Source organism: Streptomyces sp. NBC_01723, assembly GCF_036246005.1.
Classification (GTDB): Bacteria; Actinomycetota; Actinomycetes; order Streptomycetales; family Streptomycetaceae; genus Streptomyces.
In genome coordinates this window covers 3,484,598-3,502,269 of record NZ_CP109171.1, presented here as the reverse complement: position 1 = coordinate 3,502,269, position 17,672 = coordinate 3,484,598, and the positions used below count along the sequence as shown (strand labels likewise).

Annotated in this window: 15 protein-coding genes and 1 tRNA gene; 3 read left to right on the top strand and 13 right to left on the bottom strand. The window is 70.2% G+C overall.

Annotation, left to right across the window (positions count from 1 at the left end; all coding sequences use genetic code 11):
• Positions 1–179 precede the first annotated feature (179 nt).
• The 10 genes from OIE75_RS15985 to dnaK form a co-directional block, all read right to left on the bottom strand.
• A complete protein-coding gene (locus OIE75_RS15985; protein WP_329471289.1) occupies positions 180–1,934 on the bottom strand; it encodes an FAD-dependent oxidoreductase in 1,755 nt (584 codons plus the stop codon).
• The gene (locus OIE75_RS15980; protein ID WP_087808817.1) at positions 1,934–2,197 is read right to left on the bottom strand and encodes a UBP-type zinc finger domain-containing protein; all 264 of its coding nucleotides are present in this window, start codon (positions 2,195–2,197) and stop codon (positions 1,934–1,936) included. The genes OIE75_RS15985 and OIE75_RS15980 overlap by 1 nt, the downstream gene beginning before the upstream one ends.
• Before the next feature lie 65 nt (positions 2,198–2,262).
• Entirely contained in the window at positions 2,263–2,691 is a 429-nt protein-coding gene (locus OIE75_RS15975; protein ID WP_329471288.1) for a DUF2267 domain-containing protein, read from the bottom strand.
• Between the two features lie 70 nt (positions 2,692–2,761).
• Positions 2,762–3,256, bottom strand: coding sequence for an Hsp20/alpha crystallin family protein (locus tag OIE75_RS15970; protein WP_329471287.1), 495 nt, complete (start codon positions 3,254–3,256; stop codon positions 2,762–2,764).
• A complete protein-coding gene (gene trxA, locus OIE75_RS15965; protein WP_329471286.1) occupies positions 3,256–3,726 on the bottom strand; it encodes a thioredoxin in 471 nt (156 codons plus the stop codon). The genes OIE75_RS15970 and trxA overlap by 1 nt, the downstream gene beginning before the upstream one ends.
• On the bottom strand, positions 3,723–6,365 hold the full coding sequence (gene clpB / locus OIE75_RS15960; protein ID WP_329471285.1) for an ATP-dependent chaperone ClpB: 2,643 nt from the start codon (positions 6,363–6,365) through the stop codon (positions 3,723–3,725). Before clpB ends, trxA begins: the two co-directional genes overlap by 4 nt.
• Positions 6,356–6,763, bottom strand: a complete 408-nt coding sequence (locus OIE75_RS15955; protein ID WP_114527934.1) for a chaperone modulator CbpM — start codon at positions 6,761–6,763, stop codon at positions 6,356–6,358. Before OIE75_RS15955 ends, clpB begins: the two co-directional genes overlap by 10 nt.
• A complete protein-coding gene (locus OIE75_RS15950) occupies positions 6,760–7,713 on the bottom strand; it encodes a J domain-containing protein (protein WP_307013033.1) in 954 nt (317 codons plus the stop codon). The genes OIE75_RS15955 and OIE75_RS15950 overlap by 4 nt, the downstream gene beginning before the upstream one ends.
• Before the next feature lie 6 nt (positions 7,714–7,719).
• Complete coding sequence (locus tag OIE75_RS15945) at positions 7,720–8,328, bottom strand: nucleotide exchange factor GrpE (RefSeq protein WP_329471284.1); 609 nt, start codon at positions 8,326–8,328, stop codon at positions 7,720–7,722.
• A gap of 8 nt (positions 8,329–8,336) precedes the next feature.
• Positions 8,337–10,232, bottom strand: a complete 1,896-nt coding sequence (gene dnaK / locus OIE75_RS15940) for a molecular chaperone DnaK (RefSeq protein WP_329471283.1) — start codon at positions 10,230–10,232, stop codon at positions 8,337–8,339.
• Positions 10,233–10,553: 321 nt separating this feature from the next.
• Here dnaK and OIE75_RS15935 point away from each other — a divergent pair, with 321 nt between their 5' ends.
• On the top strand, positions 10,554–12,332 hold the full coding sequence (locus OIE75_RS15935; protein ID WP_329471282.1) for a PucR family transcriptional regulator: 1,779 nt from the start codon (positions 10,554–10,556) through the stop codon (positions 12,330–12,332).
• Positions 12,333–12,367: 35 nt separating this feature from the next.
• Here OIE75_RS15935 and OIE75_RS15930 read toward each other — a convergent pair whose 3' ends face one another.
• Positions 12,368–14,542 carry an FUSC family protein gene (locus OIE75_RS15930; RefSeq protein WP_329471281.1) on the bottom strand — a complete coding sequence of 725 codons (2,175 nt, stop codon included), beginning with the start codon at positions 14,540–14,542 and terminating at the stop codon, positions 12,368–12,370.
• A 132-nt stretch (positions 14,543–14,674) separates the two neighbouring features.
• The gene (locus OIE75_RS15925; protein WP_307013027.1) at positions 14,675–15,766 is read right to left on the bottom strand and encodes a hypothetical protein; all 1,092 of its coding nucleotides are present in this window, start codon (positions 15,764–15,766) and stop codon (positions 14,675–14,677) included.
• 431 nt (positions 15,767–16,197) lie between these two features.
• Here OIE75_RS15925 and OIE75_RS15920 point away from each other — a divergent pair, with 431 nt between their 5' ends.
• Together OIE75_RS15920 and OIE75_RS15915 are read left to right on the top strand one after the other, a co-directional pair.
• Positions 16,198–16,647 (top strand): DUF1931 family protein, encoded by a 450-nt coding sequence (locus OIE75_RS15920; protein ID WP_307013026.1) that lies wholly within the window; start codon positions 16,198–16,200, stop codon positions 16,645–16,647.
• Between the two features lie 71 nt (positions 16,648–16,718).
• Positions 16,719–17,351, top strand: coding sequence for a CbrC family protein (locus tag OIE75_RS15915; RefSeq protein WP_329471279.1), 633 nt, complete (start codon positions 16,719–16,721; stop codon positions 17,349–17,351).
• A 2-nt stretch (positions 17,352–17,353) separates the two neighbouring features.
• Here the strand turns inward: OIE75_RS15915 and OIE75_RS15910 are convergent.
• Positions 17,354–17,429: transfer RNA gene (locus OIE75_RS15910), tRNA-Arg, on the bottom strand.
• Positions 17,430–17,672 lie beyond the last annotated feature (243 nt).

Below are 17,672 nucleotides of genomic sequence, written 5' to 3'. Positions count from 1 at the left end.
TTACGTTTCCCTAGGGCTTCCCATGCTGATATGTGCTGAACACGTGCTGTCCTCGTCGGCTGGCCCGCGGGCTGCAACTCCCCACTGAACGGCCTCCGGGGCGACGTCGCCACCGCGTGACGCGCCGACCCCGTCCGGGAGGCGTCCGCCGCCCGCGGGCACGGACAGGCCCGAGAGGGTCAGCGCGAGGGCACCGACAGGGCCGCCTCCGGCCGGCGGCCTTCCGGGCCCGCGGTGCGGACCAGGTTGCCCGTCTGCTCGCGGTGCTCGTGCACGAGGTGGATCGACATCGCACCCTCACCGGTCGCCGCGGCCACCCGCTTGACCGAACCGCTTCTGACGTCACCGGCGGCGAAGACGCCGGGAAGAGTGGTCTCCAACAGCAGCGGACCACGGCCGAGCGGGGTCCACCGGGCCGGGTCGGCCAACGGCTGGGCGTCGGCGCCGGTGAGGACGAAACCCTTCTCGTCCAGGGCCAGTACATCCCTGAGCCATTCCGTGTGCGGTCGGGCTCCGATGAACACGAACAGCGCTGCGGCTTGCAACTCCCGCCGTCGGCCGTTCGTGTTGTCCTCCACGAGCAGAGCTTCCAGCTTCTCCGCACCGAAGACGCGCCGCACTTCGGTGTGCAGCAGGACCTCGATCTTCGGGTGTCGTTCGACTTGGTCGACCAGGTAGCGCGACATGTTCGCGTTGAGGTCACCGCCCCGGACGAGGAGCTGGACCCTGGACGCGTGGTTGGCGAGGAACAGCGCCGCCTGTCCGGCGGAGTTCCCGCCGCCGACCACGGCGACCGGATCGGCCCGGCAGAGGCCGGCCTCGTGGACGGTCGCCGCGTAGTAGACGCTGACGCCCTCCAGACGGTCGATGCCGGGCACCTCGAGTCTGCGGTACCAGACGCCCGAGGCGAGCACCACGGCACTCGCACAGGCCCTTGACCCGTCGGCGAAGGTGACGACGTACTCGTCGCTCTGAGGAGCGAGCCCGGTGACCTTGGCGGGCACTATGAGGCGGGCGTCGAACTTGCGGGCCTGGAGCACCGCGCGTTCGATGAGTTCGCCCCCGGAGATGCCCGACGGGAAGCCGAGGTAGTTCTCGATGCGGGACGAGGTACCGGCCTGGCCACCGGTGGCCACAGCGTCGACGACGGCCGTGGTGAGGCCGTCGGAGGCGCCGTACACGGCGGCGGCGAGCCCTGCGGGTCCCGCACCGACCACCATCACGTCGTACCGCCTGGCCTCCGGCGAGGGAGCGGGCAGTCCGATGACCCGGGCGAGTTCGGCGTTGCTCGGATTTCGCAGGACCTGGTCGCCCTTCCAGAGAACTACCGGAGTCTCCTCGGGACGGATCGCGAACCGACGCAGCAGCTCCTCCGCTTCCTTGTCCTTCTCCAGGTCCACCCAGCGGTGGGGCAGCCTGTTGCGGGCGGCGAACTCACGCAGCCGCAACGTGTCCGGTGAATAGCACGATCCCAGGATGCGGAAGCCCGCGCCGAGGCCGATGAGCAGATGTCTGCGGCCCAGGTATGCGCGGAGGATCAGGTCACCGAGGACGGGATCGCGGCCGACCAGGGCGCGTTGCCGGTCCACCGGTACGGCCAGGATCTCGCCCGGCTCACGCACCACGGCGGTGTCGAAGGCCGCCTGGCCCTCCAGCAACCCGAGTTCGCCCAGGAAGCGGCCGGGACCGTGGACCGCCACCGTGCGCTCCTCGGAGCCGCCGTGGCCGTGGACGATCTCGACGGTCCCGCTGAGGATCGCGAGGAACTCCCGGAACGGCTCACCTTCGTGGTACAGCACCTCGTTCTCGGCCGTCCTGCGGCGCTCCCCGTGCGTGGTCAGGACCTGGAGCTGCTCCGGTGAGAGACGCGGGAACGCCCCGTACTGGTCCGGTGTCTCGCGGGGGCCACCCTGCCCGTGCTCGGCGCTGCTCATCAGACCATCGCCTCGTGGACGTAGCACCAGCGCCAGTTCTCCCCGGGCTCGAAGGACTGCACGACGGGGTGACCGACGCCGGCCGCGTGGCGGCTGGCGTGCTTGAGGGGCGAGGAGTCGCAGCAGCCGACGTGCCCGCAGGTGAGGCAGAGCCGCAGGTGCACCCACGGGGAGTGGACCCTGAGGCACTCCTCGCATCCCTCTGGGGTACGCGGACTCACGGGACGCACCATCGCCAGGTGCGGGTCGGGGATCGTAACCATGATGGGGTGCCCTACCTTTCTGGTGGGGGCTGCTTCGCGGCTGTGCGCGGCAGCGCGCCGAGCGTCTACGGCAGTACGGAGGCCAGGGACTTCGGCAGTCCGGACTTGAGGTGGTTCCACTCGCCTTCGCTCACGTGGCGTTCCAGAACCTCCAGGACGGTGTGCACGACTCGTTCGACGCCACCGTCGACCGCGTAGGGAAAGTCGTCCCGGACGCGCTGGAGGAAATCCTCGCCGCTGAGTTTCACCGGTGTCTCGGACGGCTTCCAGCCGTCGTAGTAGACGCCTCGGATCAGGGTGGGCAGCTGTGCCCCGAAGTGCGCGGCCCCGTCGACGGAGAGGCGGTCCCGTAGCCGGTGCAGGACGGCGCGCAGTGCGGCGTACGACTGCTTACGGCGTTCTTTGGGCCAGCCGTTGGCTTCCTCGATCTCCCTGAGGAGCCGGTTCGCCTTGTCCACCATGGTGTCGAAAGAGGAGAATCCTGTTTCGGTCATGACCGGGCTCCTTTCGCTCCCGGCGGGCCGGCGGTGCCGGACCGCGGTCCCGCACCGCCGGGCTCGCGGGTCAACGATCGCCGCTCTCGCCGCTCTCGGTGATCTGGATGTGACGGGGCTTGGCGACCTCCGCCTTGGGGACGGTGACCGTGAGTACACCGGCCGACATCTCCGCTGTGACCTTTTCGGTGTCCACCTCGCCCGGCAGCCGCAGCCGGTACTCGAAGGCACCGGTTCGGCGGGCGCGGCGGCGCAGGACGCCGCTGCGCTCCTTTTCCTTGATCTCTCCGGTGACCACCAGTTCCTGTCCGTTGGCCTCGACGTGGATGTCCTTGCTCTTGACGCCGGGAAGTTCGATCTCGACCTCGAAGGCGTCATCGGTCTCCGTGACGTCCGCGAGGGGGGTCCAGGCGGCCGCCGGCGTGGCGGCCCCGCCCACCGTCGATTCGAGCAGTCCGCTCATCTGGTTGAGCAGCTCGTCGAATTCCGTCAGTGGATTGCGGGCCCACCCGAGAGGCCGCTCTGCTGTCGCGCCACCACGGTGGCTGCGGACGGGCATGTTCATCACCGATCACCTCCGCTTTCTCGTCGGTCCGGTCGGCCCGCCATGGCCTGTTCGACCCAATTCCGCAGGACGTGCGCGGGTGCCGCGCCGGCCTGCCGGGCGACCGTCTCGCCCCGGTCCAGGACAAGCAGGGTGGGCACCGCCTGTACCTCGAACCGTTGGCTGAGCAGTGGGTTCTTGTCGACGTCGACCTTGGCGAGCTTGATCCGTCCGGCAAGGTCGCGAGCCACTTGTTCGAGGGCGGGGCTGACCATGCGGCAGGGGCCGCACCAGGTCGCCCAGAGATCGACGACGACGGGCACCGTGGCCTGCTCGACGACCTCGCCGAAGTCGCCGTCGCCCGCGTCGACGATCCAGGGCAGGTACTGCTTGCAGTGACCGCACCTGGGGCGTCCCTCGCCTGTCACGGGAATACGGTTCTCGCGCTCGCAGTGCGGGCAGGTCACCTTTGTCGTCCGGCTGGTCTTCACGCTGCCCTCGTTTCCCGGGCGGCGGCCTCCGGCTGGTCGTAGGTGACCACCAGTTCCCCGTTCTCGCTGTCCACGCGGACCGTCGCGCCGTCCTGGACGTCGCCGCGCAGAAGGGCGCGCCCGACCAGGGTCTCCACCTCGTGGGAGATGTAACGGCGCAGGGGCCGCGCCCCGTACACGGGGTCGTAGCCCTGATGGGCGATCGCCTCACGGGCACGATCGGTGAGTTCGACGTCGATGCGGCGTTCGGCGAGCCGCTGTCGCAGTTCGTCGAACTGCAGCTCCACGATCCGCTCGATCTGCCGCTCGCCGAGCGGCTTGAACAGCACGATGTCGTCGACGCGGTTGAGGAACTCCGGGCGGAAGTGCCCGCGGAGTTCGCCCATGACCAGGGCGCGGGCGTCCGGCTTGATCTCCCCGTCGGCGGTGACGCCGTCGAGGAGGTGCTCGGAGCCGATGTTGGACGTCATGATGATCACGGTGTTGCGGAAGTCGACGGTACGGCCCTGGGCATCGGTGATGCGGCCGTCGTCGAGGACCTGCAGCAGCGTGTTGAAGACATCGGTGTGCGCCTTCTCGATCTCGTCGAACAGCACGACGGAGTACGGCTTGCGGCGTACGGCCTCGGTGAGCTGGCCGCCCTCCTCGTAGCCGACGTATCCGGGCGGTGCGCCCATGAGCCGGCTGACGGTGTGCCGTTCCTGGTACTCGCTCATGTCGAGGCGGACCATGTTCTCCTCGGAGTCGAACAGAGCCCGGGCGAGGGTCTTGGCCAGCTCGGTCTTCCCCACGCCGGTGGGACCGAGGAAGACGAACGACCCGATGGGACGGCGGGGGTCGCGGATGCCGGAGCGGGCGCGGATGATGGCGTCGGCGACGAGCTTGACGGCCTCGTCCTGGCCGATGACGCGCTCGCGCAGGATCTCGTCGAGACGCAGCAGTTTCTCCCGCTCCCCCTCCTGGAGGCGGGCTACGGGGATGCCTGTCCAGGCGGCGACGATCTCGGAGATCTCCTCCTCGGTGACGACCTCGCGCAGCAGCCGGTTCTCCCCTTGCTTGGAGGCCAGCTGCTCCTCCTCGGCGGCGAGCCGGCGCTCCAGATCCTGGAGGCGGCCGTAGCGGAGTTCGGCGGCGCGGTTGAGGTCGTAGGCGCGCTCGGCCTCCTCCGCCTCGTGGCGGACCTGCTCCAGTTCCTGGCGCAGTTCCTGCACCCGGCGGATGGCCTGCCGTTCGGCCTCCCACTGGGCGTGTTTGGCGTCGGCCTCGCCGCGCAGGTCGGCCAGCTCCCTACGCAGTTCCTCCAGGCGGGCTTCGCTGGCGGGGTCGGTCTCCTTCGAGAGGGCGGCCTCCTCGATCTCCAGGCGGGTGACGCGGCGGGTGATCTCGTCGAGTTCGGCGGGCATCGAGTCGATCTCGGTACGCAGCCGGGCGCACGCCTCGTCGACGAGGTCGATGGCCTTGTCGGGCAGGAACCGGTCGGTGATGTAGCGATGGCTCAGGGTGGCCGCGGAGACCAGCGCGGTGTCCTGGATCTTGACGCCGTGGAAGACCTCCAGGCGTTCCCGCAGCCCGCGCAGGATGGAGATGGTGTCCTCGACGCTCGGTTCGTCCACCAGGACCTGCTGGAAGCGGCGTTCGAGGGCGGCGTCCTTCTCGATGTGCCGGCGGTACTCGTCGAGAGTGGTCGCGCCGATCATGTGCAGTTCGCCGCGGGCGAGCATCGGCTTGAGCATGTTGCCCGCGTCCATGGCCCCTTCGGCGGCGCCCGCGCCGACGACCGTGTGCAGCTCGTCGACGAAGAGGAGGATGCTTCCTTGGGCGGCCTTGACCTCGCTGAGCACGGCCTTGAGGCGTTCCTCGAACTCACCGCGGTACTTGGCGCCGGCGACCAGGGAACCCATGTCGAGGGCGAAGACGATCTTGTCGCGGAGCCCTTCCGGTACGTCACCGCGCACGATGCGCTGGGCGAGGCCCTCGACGATGGCGGTCTTGCCGACGCCGGGGTCGCCGATCAGGACGGGGTTGTTCTTGGACTTGCGGCTGAGTATCTGGGTGACGCGGCGGATCTCGGAGTCCCGGCCGATGACCGGGTCGAGCCTGCCGTCCCTGGCCTCGGCCACGAGATCGCGGCCGTACTTCTCCAGGGCTTCGTAGGCCACCTCCGGATTGGCGGAGGTGACGCGCTGGTTGCCGCGCACCTGGGTGAGCGCGCTCAGGAACGAGTCCGTCGTGATGCCGGCCCGGCCGAGCAGTCGTCCGGCGGCGGTCGAGGAGCCCTCCCCGGCCAGGGCGAGCAGGAGGTGTTCCACGGACACGTACTCGTCCTTGAGGCGTTTGGCCTCCTGTTCGGCGGTGTCGAGCAGGCCGGCGAGACGCTGGGTGACGAAGACCTGACCGGGGGCCGCGCCGGGACCGGTGACCCGCGGGCGGCGCGAGAGTTCGTCGCGCACGGCCTCGCGCAGTTCCTTCGGCTCGGCGCCGGCCTGCTGCAGCAACCGCGGGATCAGACCGTCCTCCTGGTCGAGAAGCGCGAGCAGCAGGTGTTCCCCGTCGACCTCGGTCTGTCCCATGCGGGCGGCCGCGGTCTGGGCCTCCTGGAGGGCTTCCTGGGATTTCTGGGTGAGACGGTTCATGTCCATGGGGGTGTTTCACTCCTCGTGCCGCGGACGCGCAGGGCGGACTCGAGCAGGCTGATGCGGTCGAGCAGGTCGAGCACCAGGCCGATGGCCGCGTAGTTGAGGCAGAGTCCGGCGCGCAGCCGCTGGATGCGGGCGAGTACCGCCGGGGCGGTGGGGTCGAACACCAGCTGTCCCGCGGCGTCGCGTTCGGCGTCGACCAGCCCCAGGGCGACGAACCGGCGGACGAGATCGGGGTGGAGGCCCGAGCGGCGGGCCACGGCGTCCAGGGAGAGCCTCGGTGCGGGCACGAGCGCGAACCGGACAGCCGTGGAGGCGGTCACGTCGGCGTGCGTCCGTACCGGGCGGTCGCCCAGCCCGGTCCGGACGGGGCCTGCCGCTCTCTCGGGTCGGTCTTTCATCGTGTCCTCCTGGGGTCGAAGGAAGAGGTGGCGGCGAGCTCCTCGAACAGTTCGCGCTCCCGGTCGCCGAGGGTGGACGGCACCATGACACGGACTTCGGCGTAGAGGTCACCGCCGGCGCCGCGCGGATTCGGCATGCCCTCACCGCGCAGTCGCAGCCGTCGGCCGCTGGACGAGCCCGCGGGCACCGTGACCTTGGCCGTGCCGCCGCCGGGGGTGGGCACCGGCACGGTCGCTCCCAGGGCCGCCTCCCAGGGGGCGACCGGGAGCTGCACGTACACGTCGCGGCCTTCCAGCCGGAACCGGGGGTGGGGCTGGACCCGCACCCGTAGGTACAGGTCGCCCCCCGGGGCGTCGCCACTGCCCCGGCCGCCCTCACCCGCCAGCCGGATGCGCTGCCCGTCGGTGACGCCCGGCGGCACGTCGACGTCGTACCGCCGGGGCTGCCCGCCGGGGCCGGCGAGCGTGACGGTGCGGCGGCCGCCCCTGTACGCCTCCTCGACGGTGAGCGGCAGCTCGGCCTCCTGGTCGGCTCCCGGTACACCGCCGGGGGCCGCGCCCGCTCCGAAGAGCGAACCGAGCAGATCCTCGATGTCGACACCCTCCCCCGCGAAGTCGTCGCCGAAGCCGGAGGCGTACCGGACGCGGGGGCCACCCGTGCCCGCGGGCCCCCGGGCGCGGAACCCGCCACCCGCTCCGGCCGCGACCCGTTCGTCGAAGTCCTCGGGGATCTTGCGGAAGTCCTCGCCGAAGCGGTCGTAACGGGCCCGCGTCTTCGGATCCGAGAGGACGCTGTACGCCTCGTTGAGGTCCTTGAAGCGTTCCTCCGCCCCCGGATCCTTGTTGACGTCGGGGTGGTACCTGCGGGCGAGCTTGCGGTACGCCTGCTGGATCTCGTCCTGGCTCGCGGTCCGCGACACGCCCAGCACCTCGTAGAAGTCCCGTGCCATGACCCGTCACTCCCGCTTCGCGACCGTCACGGCGGCGGGCCTGAGCTGCGTGTCACCGTCGCCGTAGCCGGGGCGCAGCACCTCGACGACGGTGCCCGGTGGGGCGTCGGGATCCTGGACGACCCCGACCACCTCGTGCCGGGCCGGGTCGAAGGTGACGCCGGTCTCCGCGTGTCGCGGGTAGCCCAGCAGTTCGAGGACGTTCACCGCCTGGTCCCGGACCGCCCGGATGCCCTCCACGATCGCGCCGGGGGCGGCGTCGGAGTGGTTGAGGGCCAGTTCGAGGTTGTCGATGACGGGGAGGAAGGCGGCTGCGGTGCGGGACCGTTCCGCGGCCCGTTCCCGTTCCAGCTCCCTGGCGTGACGCTTGCGGAGGTTGTCGAGGTCGGCGAGGGCGCGCCGCCAGCGGTCTTCGAGTTCCTGGACCGCGGCCGCATATTCGTCGTCGGCGGGCTCGGCGTGGTCGGCGTCGGGTTCCGACGCGTCGCGCGCCGCTTCCGGCCCGGGCGCCGGGTCCGGACGCGGCACGTCCCCGTGCGGCGGTCGTACGGCTTCCGGCACCGGCTCGGCCGGGTCCGACGCGGCGTGGTCGGGTTCGTTCGGCTGGGTGGGCATGGCGTGCCTCAGTCCTTGTCGAACTCGGCGTCGATGACGTCGTCGTCACCGCCACCGGCGGCGCCACCGTCGGCGGTGTCCTGGCCGGGCCCGCCTGCGGCGGTGGCGCTCTGCTGGGCAGCCGCCAGCCCGGCCAGCACCTGCTGGAGTTCGGAGGTCAGCGGCCGTACGCGCTCCACGCCCGCCTCTTCCTTGACCGCCGCCCGGGCGTCGGACACGAGCATCTCGGCGCGTGCCTTCTCGTGCGCCGGGGCGGTGTCGCCCAGTTCGGCGAGGCGCTTCTCGACCTGGTAGGTGACGGCGTCCAGCTCGTTGCGGGCGTCGACGGCCTCGCGGAGTGCCTGGTCCTCGCCCTGGTTGCGCTCGGCCTCCTGGACCATCCGTTCGACCTCACCGCGGTCCAGGTTGGAACTCTCGCTGATGGTGATGCCCTGTTCCTTGCCGGTGTCCCGGTCGCGGGCCTTGACCTCGAGGATGCCGTTGGCGTCGATGTCGAAGGTGACCTCGATCTGCGGTTCGCCCCGCGGCGCCTGGCGGATGTCGGTGAGCTGGAACCGGCCCAGCACCCGGTTGTCGGCGGCCCGCTCGCGCTCGCCCTGGAGGACCACCACGTCGACGGCCGGCTGGTTGTCCTCGGCCGTGGAGAAGGTCTCGCTGCGGCGTACCGGGATGGTGGTGTTCCGTTCGATGATCTTCGTCATCACGCCGCCACGTGTCTCCACCCCGAGCGACAGGGGCGTGACGTCGAGCAGCAGGACGTCCTTGACCTCGCCCTTGAGCACCCCGGCCTGGATCGCGGCGCCCAGGGCCACGACCTCGTCGGGGTTGACGCTCATGTTGGGGTCCTTGCCGCCGGTCAGCCGGCGCACGAGGGCCTGGACGGCGGGGATGCGGGTGGAGCCGCCGACGAGGATGACCTCGTCGATGTCGCTCTCGCCGACCTTGGCGTCAGCCATGGCCTGCTGGACGGGCTCCAGGCACCGCTCCACCAGGTCGCTGGTGATCTGTTCGAACGTGGAGCGCATCACCGAGTCGGTGAGGTGCTTGGGACCCGAGGCGTCGGCGGTGATGAACGGAAGGCTGACCTGCGTCTGCGTCACCGAACTCAGCTCGGTCTTGGCCTTCTCCGCCGCCTCGAACAGCCGCTGCAGCGCCTGCGGGTCCTTGCGCAGGTCGACGCCGTTGTCCTTCTGGAAGTCGTCCGCGAGGTGATCCACCAGACGCCGGTCGAAGTCGTCACCGCCCAGGTGGCTGTCGCCGGCGGTGGACCGTACCTCCACCACGCCGTCGCCGACGTCGAGAATGCTCACGTCGAAGGTGCCGCCGCCCAGGTCGAAGACCAGCACCGTCTCGTGCTGCTTCTTGTCCATGCCGTACGCGAGGGCGGCCGCGGTCGGCTCGTTGATGATCCGCAGCACCTCCAGTCCCGCGATCCGTCCGGCGTCCTTGGTGGCGGTGCGCTGGGCGTCGTTGAAGTAGGCGGGCACCGTGATGACCGCCTCGGTCACCCGCTCGCCCAGCTGCTTGGAGGCGTCGTCGGCGAGTTTGCGCAGCACCTGAGCGCTGATCTCCTCGGGCGCGTACAGCTTGTCGCCCACCTTGAAGCGGGCCGCCCCGCCGTCGCCCTCGACGACGTCGTACGCGACCGCTCTGGCCTCGTCCGAGATCTCGTCGAAGTGCCGGCCGATGAACCTCTTGGCCGAGTAGATGGTGCCTTTGGGGTTGAGAATCGCCTGGCGACGGGCCAGCTGACCCACCAGGCGCTCACCGCTGTCCGTGAAGGCCACCACGGACGGTGTGGTGCGGTTGCCCTCGTTGTTGGGCACGACGGACGGCTCACCGCCCTCCCACACGGCGATCACCGAGTTGGTGGTGCCCAGATCGATGCCCACTGCCTTGGCCATGAGGATCTCCTCCTGCTCTGGCGGCCCGCGCCGGCTCTCCGGATCGCGGTGGGTCCACTTACGACCGGAACCTCCTGGCCCGCAGGGCTCGCTCCTCGGTCATCGCCCAGCTCTTGCCGCCGGTGTGGGCTGAGGTTCTCGGACACACCCCAGGGTGGTGAGACGAGAAGGGGCACGCCTGCTCCTGGCGAGCCGAGATTGCCCGCGGCCGTTCGCACCGTCGGCACAAGACGGTGCAAGTCGTCTATCTCGAATGAGTGGGCTTGCGGACGGGTACCCGTCCGGTTGTCCACCGAGGGCTCGGGCGAACGGAGCCATCCCATGGCCGGCAGCCGGGTGCAGGATCCGTACTCCAGTGGCCCCGACCGGGAGAACGATCTCCCACGGGGCGGCGGGTTGGCTCCCGCGGCTGCCCCGGCGGCGGGCCGGCCAGCATCGGCCGACCGGTTTGACCGTGCCCTCAGCGACTTGTCGGCGCTCTCCTACGCTCTGCTCGACACTCTGGACGAAGCCGAGATCCTCGGGCTGGCCATGGCCCACGTGGAGGCCGTAGGGGCCTACAGAGCCGAGGCCGGATTCGTCGAAAGGGGTGGCGGTCTGATTCCGGCTCCGGCCAACGGACGGAATCACCCCTCGGCGGTGGACCGGAGAGTGCGGGAGCTGGCCGGCCAGGACGGGCCGGTGACCGTACCCGACAGGCCCTGGGGCCGCGCCCTCGGGCTGCGCGGACTGCAGCGACTCCACGGTTACCTCGTGGTGACGTCCGATTCCGAGCCCACCGAGGCAGAACGATTCCTGCTGAGCACGCTCGTCCGGTACACCGCCGCCGCTCTGTCGCTCGCTTTCGCAGACCGCCGCCTGCGTGACCAGGCGGTGAAGCTCCAGCAAGTGAGGGAGCAACGCACCGGCCTTCAGCGACAGCTCATCTCGGTCGTGGCCGAGCAGCGGTACCAGCGGGCCGTGCACACGCTCCTCACCGACGTCGCCGACACGGGCGGCGGAGAAGAAGCTGTCACGCGGGCGCTCCACGGCCTCACCGGGCTCCCCGCGCTGGTCGAGGACCGGTTCGGTCGGTTGAGGTCCTGGAGCGGCCCGAGCCGGCCCGACCCCTATCCGGAACCCGACCCCGTGCGTCAGGACGAGATGCTGCACGCCGTCGCACGGGAGGCCGGGCCGGTGCGGATAGAGGACCGGCTGATCATCCTGGTCCGCCGACACGGCGAGATCCTGGGCGTGCTCGCCCTGCTCGATGCCGGAGGCGAGGCGGACGAGCACACCGTGCTCGCGCTGGAAAACGCCGCCACGTCACTCGCCCTTGAGCTGGCGCACATGCGCAACCTTGCCGAAGTCGAGCTGGCACTGCGCCGTGAGCTGGCCGATGACCTCCTGGCCGGGACGGACACGGCGAGCGCCTACGCCCGCTCCGAGGCGATCGGCCACGACCTGCACCGCAGTCACTACATCGTCGTGGTGCAGTGGTCCAAGCGCACCGTGGACGACTCCTTCGCGGAGGCCGTGGGCCGGGCGGCCGCCGCCCAGGGCATGCGCTCGCTGCTGACCCGGCGCTCCGATCACGTGGTCCTGGTCGCCGACGCCAGGCCGCGCGCCCGCGCGCTGTACGAGGCGCTCACCGTGGAGACGGGGACACATTCAGGGGCCATCGGGGTGAGCGCCCCGTGCGACTCCCCGAACGACATTTCCCGGGGTTATCAGGAGGCACAGCGTGCCCTGGAGGTGCGTCGCCAGTCCCGCGAGGGCTACGGCACGACGTTCTTCGACGAGCTCGGCCTCTACCGCATCCTCGGCCCCGGCAACGACTACCAGCAGTTGGAGGCGTTCGTCCACGAGTGGATCGGGCAGCTCATCGACTACGACTCCCGGCACCACGCGACCATGGTGGACACCCTGACCCGGTACTTCGACTGCGGCGGCAACTACGACGAGACCGCCGCGTCCCTCGCGATCCACCGCAGCACGCTGCGCTATCGGCTCCAGCGAATCCGCGACATCAGCGGCAACGACCTCGCGAACGTCGAGGACCGGCTCAACCTGCAGGTGGCGACCCGCGTATGGAAGATCGTGCTGGGCGGATCCGGCTGACTCGGGAGACGCCGCGCTCCTCGACGCCGAAACCCTCACCCGCCTCCGCGGGCGGGTCCTGATCCGTCACCCTCCGCGGCCAGAGCCGCGCGCACCCGTTGCTCCTCACGAGCAGAGCCGACGTCCCGTTCCAGGGGTGTGCGGCTCACGGCCGTCGCAAGATTGTCCAGGGCCTTCTTCTGCAGTTCCGTACCGCGTCGCAGTACCGGGCTGCGGTCCCCGGCGGTGCCCTCCCATATATGGAGCGCCTCCGCCACGTGCCCCCAGTCCGGGTTTCTGTGTTCACGCATGTCGTCTGCCGCCTGGGCGGTGTCCGCCTCCAGGGCGTCGGCGAACCTCTCCGCCTCGGGGATGGAACGACTGCCGGCCGCCGGGAGGTGGCTTTCCATGAGCATCGTCGCTCGGTCGAATCCCCTGAGCGCCTCCTGCGCATCCTCCGCCTCGCGGGATGTCAGGCCCCGGGGGCGAACGGGTTCTTGCCTCGCCTGGTCGTAGGCTTCCTGCCAGGCGGCACGTGCCTCCCGGCTCGCCAGCAGGGCCCTGCGCAGGTCGGCGCGATGCTTCTGGGTCGGTTCGGCGTAGCCGCGGAGCACCGCGGCCGCGTAGCGGCCGTTTGCGGCGAGCCAGTCCGCGAGCCGACCCGGCAGCCGGGGGGTCTCCCATGCGGGGAACACCACGTACGCCAGCATTGCCAGGGCCCCGCCGATCAAGGTGAGCACCACCCGCTCCGGGACCGTCTGCTCCCACGCATGGCCCCCCATGCCGAGCAAGAAGACGACGTACGCGGCAGTGAAGCACTGGGAATACGCGTAGCCGGTACGGAGCAGCGTGTACGACAGGGCCGCCGAGACCACCGCGAGCGCACCGAACAGATGAGCGTCGGGGCCGATGGCCTGCACCATCCCGGTGGCGAGGGCCACCCCCACCAGGGTGCCGGCGAGGCGGCCCACCGCACGGGCGTACGTCCGGTGGAAGTCCGGCCGCATCACCATCACCGAGGCGATGGGCGCCCAATAACCGTGGCCCACGGGCAGCGGGGACGCGATGAGATAGCCGAGCGGGGCCACCGCCGCCAGGCGGACGGCGTGCCGGAGCACGGGCGAGTCGCGGCGCAGCTCGCGACGGACCGCGCGGACGACAACGGGGAGCAGCCGGAACATGGTCGGGCGCACCAGGAACCGGGCGCTCGCGGGGCCGGACGATGTAGACGCCCTGTCGTACACGCCGGCGCCCCCGGCGACCTCCAACGCCTCGGCGAGCAGCCTCACGAGCTCTTCTGCGGTGTGCCGGGCAGGCCCCTCCAGCACCTCGCCCTGGCCGTCGACGCGTAGGATGTCCGTGCTCCGGGGCGGAATCTCGGTGGGAGTGCCGCAGCGGATCGAACGCGCGGCCGCGTCCAGCACGTCAGCGGCCGCATTGAGCAGCTCCCGCGCGCGGTGCCGCCCGGGCCCCTCCGCCGGGGCGCCGACGTCCGGGTCGGCGAGCGCGGCGATGACCGGCACGATGCGCTCGGCGAGGCCCCGGGGGCCGTGGAGGGCGGGGGGCCGGGTGCGGGCCTGCGACGGCGTCACGGCGGCCGCGTCCCGGGCCGTCATGAGAGGTTCCGGGTCGAACGGGGCAGCCGGGTCGTGTTGCAGCCGACGGGCGTAGTCGGCCACGGCGGCCAGCGCGTCGGCGAGCGCGTCGCGATGAGCCCCCCATCTTCGGATCGGGAACAGGAGGATCAGTACGGCCTGCGCCACGCCTCCGAGCGCGATGACCCCGGCGTGCTCAAGGGCCGGCCCGATGCTCGTGGGCAGGGTGACAGTCACCAGCATGCTGCCGACCGTCGTCGCCGCGACGATCCCAGCGGTCGATCCGAGGGCCCACGCCATCCCCGCGGCGAAGGCCCATACGGCCAGCAGCGGGAGGAACGTCGCGAGTCGCCCCGCCGCCAGGTACCCCACGAAGGTACTCAGCGCCAAGCCCGCGCCCGCGCCGAGCGCGATCACCTTGCGCGGACGCCAGGTGCGCTGGAAGGTGGCCGTACCCGCGGAGAAGGCACCGAGGGCGGCGGACGTGGCGAATGCAGGCGTAGCCAGCCACAGCGCGGCCCCGATGACCAGCCCGACCCCGGCAGCCGTGCGCAGCGCGAGCAGAGGCTCCAGCCGGGTCTCCTCGACCGTGAGCCCGGATCGCACGACCTCCCCGAAGGTCCGAAGCCACCTCACGGTGCGAGCCTGGGCGGAACGCCCTGCCGGGGCGCGACGGCTCGGCCGAGGTGCGGTAGCCGGGCGGGGGAGACTACCGCAGGGCCCGCCAACGTCCATCGGTCGGTATCGTGCTTCCGATTCGGACCCCGGCTAATCATCCTGGGCGCCCTGGAGTCTGTCGCGACGTTCCTGTTCGCGCTTGGAGTACGCGGCTGCCCGGATCGCCTCGTCGCTCTCGAACCCTGATCCCAGCGCGCCCCCCACGGTGGCGACCGAGGCGACGAACCAGGACAGCGTCAGGTACTCCGTGGCGTGCAACGGGGATCGCGTCAGGGAAGCGAACACTTGGTCGTTGAGGATGAACAGCGCCCACAGCAAGTTGATGACCATCAAACCCACGTAGCAGACGAGCGCCCCTATACCCACAGTCACGACCGTCGAGGCGTTGTAGAGCCTGGCCTGCTGCCTCGCCTCCGGTGAGCCCCCTGTTGATCGATGCCACAGTTCTCCGTCCACGATCAGCCAGCCGATCATGAGTCCGACGGACCCGATCATGGCGATCACGAGGCGTGGTGTGCTCAGGGCCTCGGAGAGGCTCCAGGTGGTGGAGTCGAGGGTGGCGATGGCCCCGGTGGCGAGGGCGGCCGCCAGTGCTTTCGACAAGCCCGTCACCAACCGCCACGGCCGGTTGGCGCGGACCATACCGACGAGTACTCGCAGGTAACCTCGCGGTCCGCTGACGACGTACCGGAGATCGTCGGCTTCCGTCTCACCGATCGGGCCCGGATGGACAGGCTCGAGACGATGGTCGAGTGGCCCCAGAGACGGCTGACCTCGCGGAAGTCCTTCGGCCGCCGTGGTCGGTGGACCCGCCAGGCCGAGCACGGCTTCTTCGACGGCCCGCCGCACCCTCGTCTGCAGCCGCAGGCCCCCCAGCGAAGGAAGAGAGAGCAGCGCCAAGCCGTGCTCGTGATTCAGATCCGCAGCGAGCCTGCGACCGTGGGCGTGCAGCGGAAGGTCGGTGAGGGCCACGACGATGTCCCAGTCCTCCGTACTCCCGCGGTCCATGATCCGGCGCATCAAGGTGGGCGGGTCCTCTGCCCCCGAGGTGAACGGCTCACTGACCACCTCGACGACGAACCGCCGCCCCTGGCCCGACTTGTCGGCGAGCCGAGTGGAAAGTGTCCGGGCCATGCGCTGCGCGATCTCCGTCGGCGTGTACGGATCCGCCAGGAGAGCCACGACCGTAACGCCTTGAGACGACACCCGCATGACAGGAACCTCCTCGTCGGCCGCCCCGCGACCCCAAGTTCCCGCAGACGCGTCCGGGGTAACGCCGACGCCGCCTGCATCTGGCGTCCGTACCGCCGGCGGGTGCAGGCGGCAGCGCTACGCTCCGCCCGGTGTCGTAACGGCTGGTGGGCAGGATGATCCGCGTCAGCCGACTCGGGCTGCTGCTCACCCGGCTCTCCCGAGCGCTCTCCGGCCCTGCCCCGTAGATCCGCAGGCCCGTCCGACAACCCGGGCAATCGGATGCCTGGGCCTGACAGGGCGAGACGGTGAGCCTGATTGGGCCTGGCATGCGCATGCGCTCGTGCGCTCCCGTCGGCCAGGCTGGCCGGGAAGCCCTGGGGCCGGGAATCACCCGGCTCCCGCAGCCGGAGGTTGCCGTCATGACAGTGATGTCCATCGCCAGATTCGAGAGGTTCTTTCGCGCGGCCGCAGGACTGAACGTCGACAAGAACGATCTCAAGCGCTACAGCGACTTCGTCGACGCCAAGCTCTACGACCTGCTGACCGTCGCCCAGGCCACTGCCAAAGCCAACGGGCGCGACGTCATCCGGACCTGTGACCTGCCGATCACGAAGGGCTTGCAGGAGTGCATCCACCACTTCCGGAAGATCGACCAGGAAGTGGAGATCAAGCCGATCCTGGAGCAGCTCGCCACCCATCCCGCGTTGGACCGCACGCCCGATGAGGAGACCGAGGCGGCCTACCCGGACATCGTGGGCGGACTCAGCCTCGCCCTCGGCCAGAGCTTCAAGATCCTTCACCCCGATCTGAAGAACCCCCAGACCCAGCACTGGGACGAGGCCCGAGCCGTCTTCGACCTCCTGCTGTGAGTGGCGAACGGGACATATGGCGCGGCCAGCGCCGAAACTGCTCATGGTCCTGACCAGGCAAAACCGGAGCAATGGCTTTGGGGGAGCCCGTTGTCCAGGGTGACGAAGGCAAGGAAGGGCGGCGCCGGCGACCGGCCGGCGCCGCCGGGCCGTGCGCGGCACCTCCGATCTGTGATCGGACTGCTTGCTTCCGGTATCACCCGGATCCCCTGGCAAGCGGGTCCATCCGCGCGTCCGCCGAGTCGTGTGCCTGCTGCGGCCGCAGCACGGGCTGGATCTACACGGCCACGTTCTACTCCGCGCAAGAGGTCAGCGGACGCTTCTGCCCCTGGTGCATTGCAGACGGGAGCGCGGCTGGTCGCTTCGCGGGTGAATTCACCGACTCCTACGGGCTCGACGGCGTGAGCGACGACGTGTTGTACGAGGTCACCCGCCGCACACCTGGGTTCCACGCTTGGCAGGATCCGCACTGGCTAGTTCACTGCCGCGACGCGGGTGCCTTCGTGGGTGAAGTCGGGTACACGGAGTTGGCGGAGCATCCCGAAGCCCTCGACCAGCTGCGGGCCGACATGCGCATGGACGGCTGCCACGACGAAAGCCAGGTCGAGCGCATCTTGACCCACCTCGGCGAGGGGATGAGGGCCATGCTCTTCCGGTGTCAGAAGGGGCCCACTTCCGAAATTTCGGGGGTGGGCCCCTTCTGAACTGGTGCCCCCGGCAGGATTCGAACCTGCGACACCCGCTTTAGGAGAGCGGTGCTCTATCCCCTGAGCTACGAAGGCGGGCGGCCCGGCAGGGCTGCTGGGCCGTCGCGGACAGTGTAGCGGGTGGGGTGGGGGAGGGGTGGTGGCGGGCGAGGTGGGGAGTGGGAGGTTCCGGGTGGGTGCCCGCACCCTTTTGCCAGGTGTGCCTTTCTTCGTACCCCTGATAACGGCGCGATAGGTGCCCCATATCGGCCGCCAGCACAGTGGAGCCCGATCTCGTTTCGAGGTGTCGAATCAACCCTGAGCCCCAGAGGTGAACGC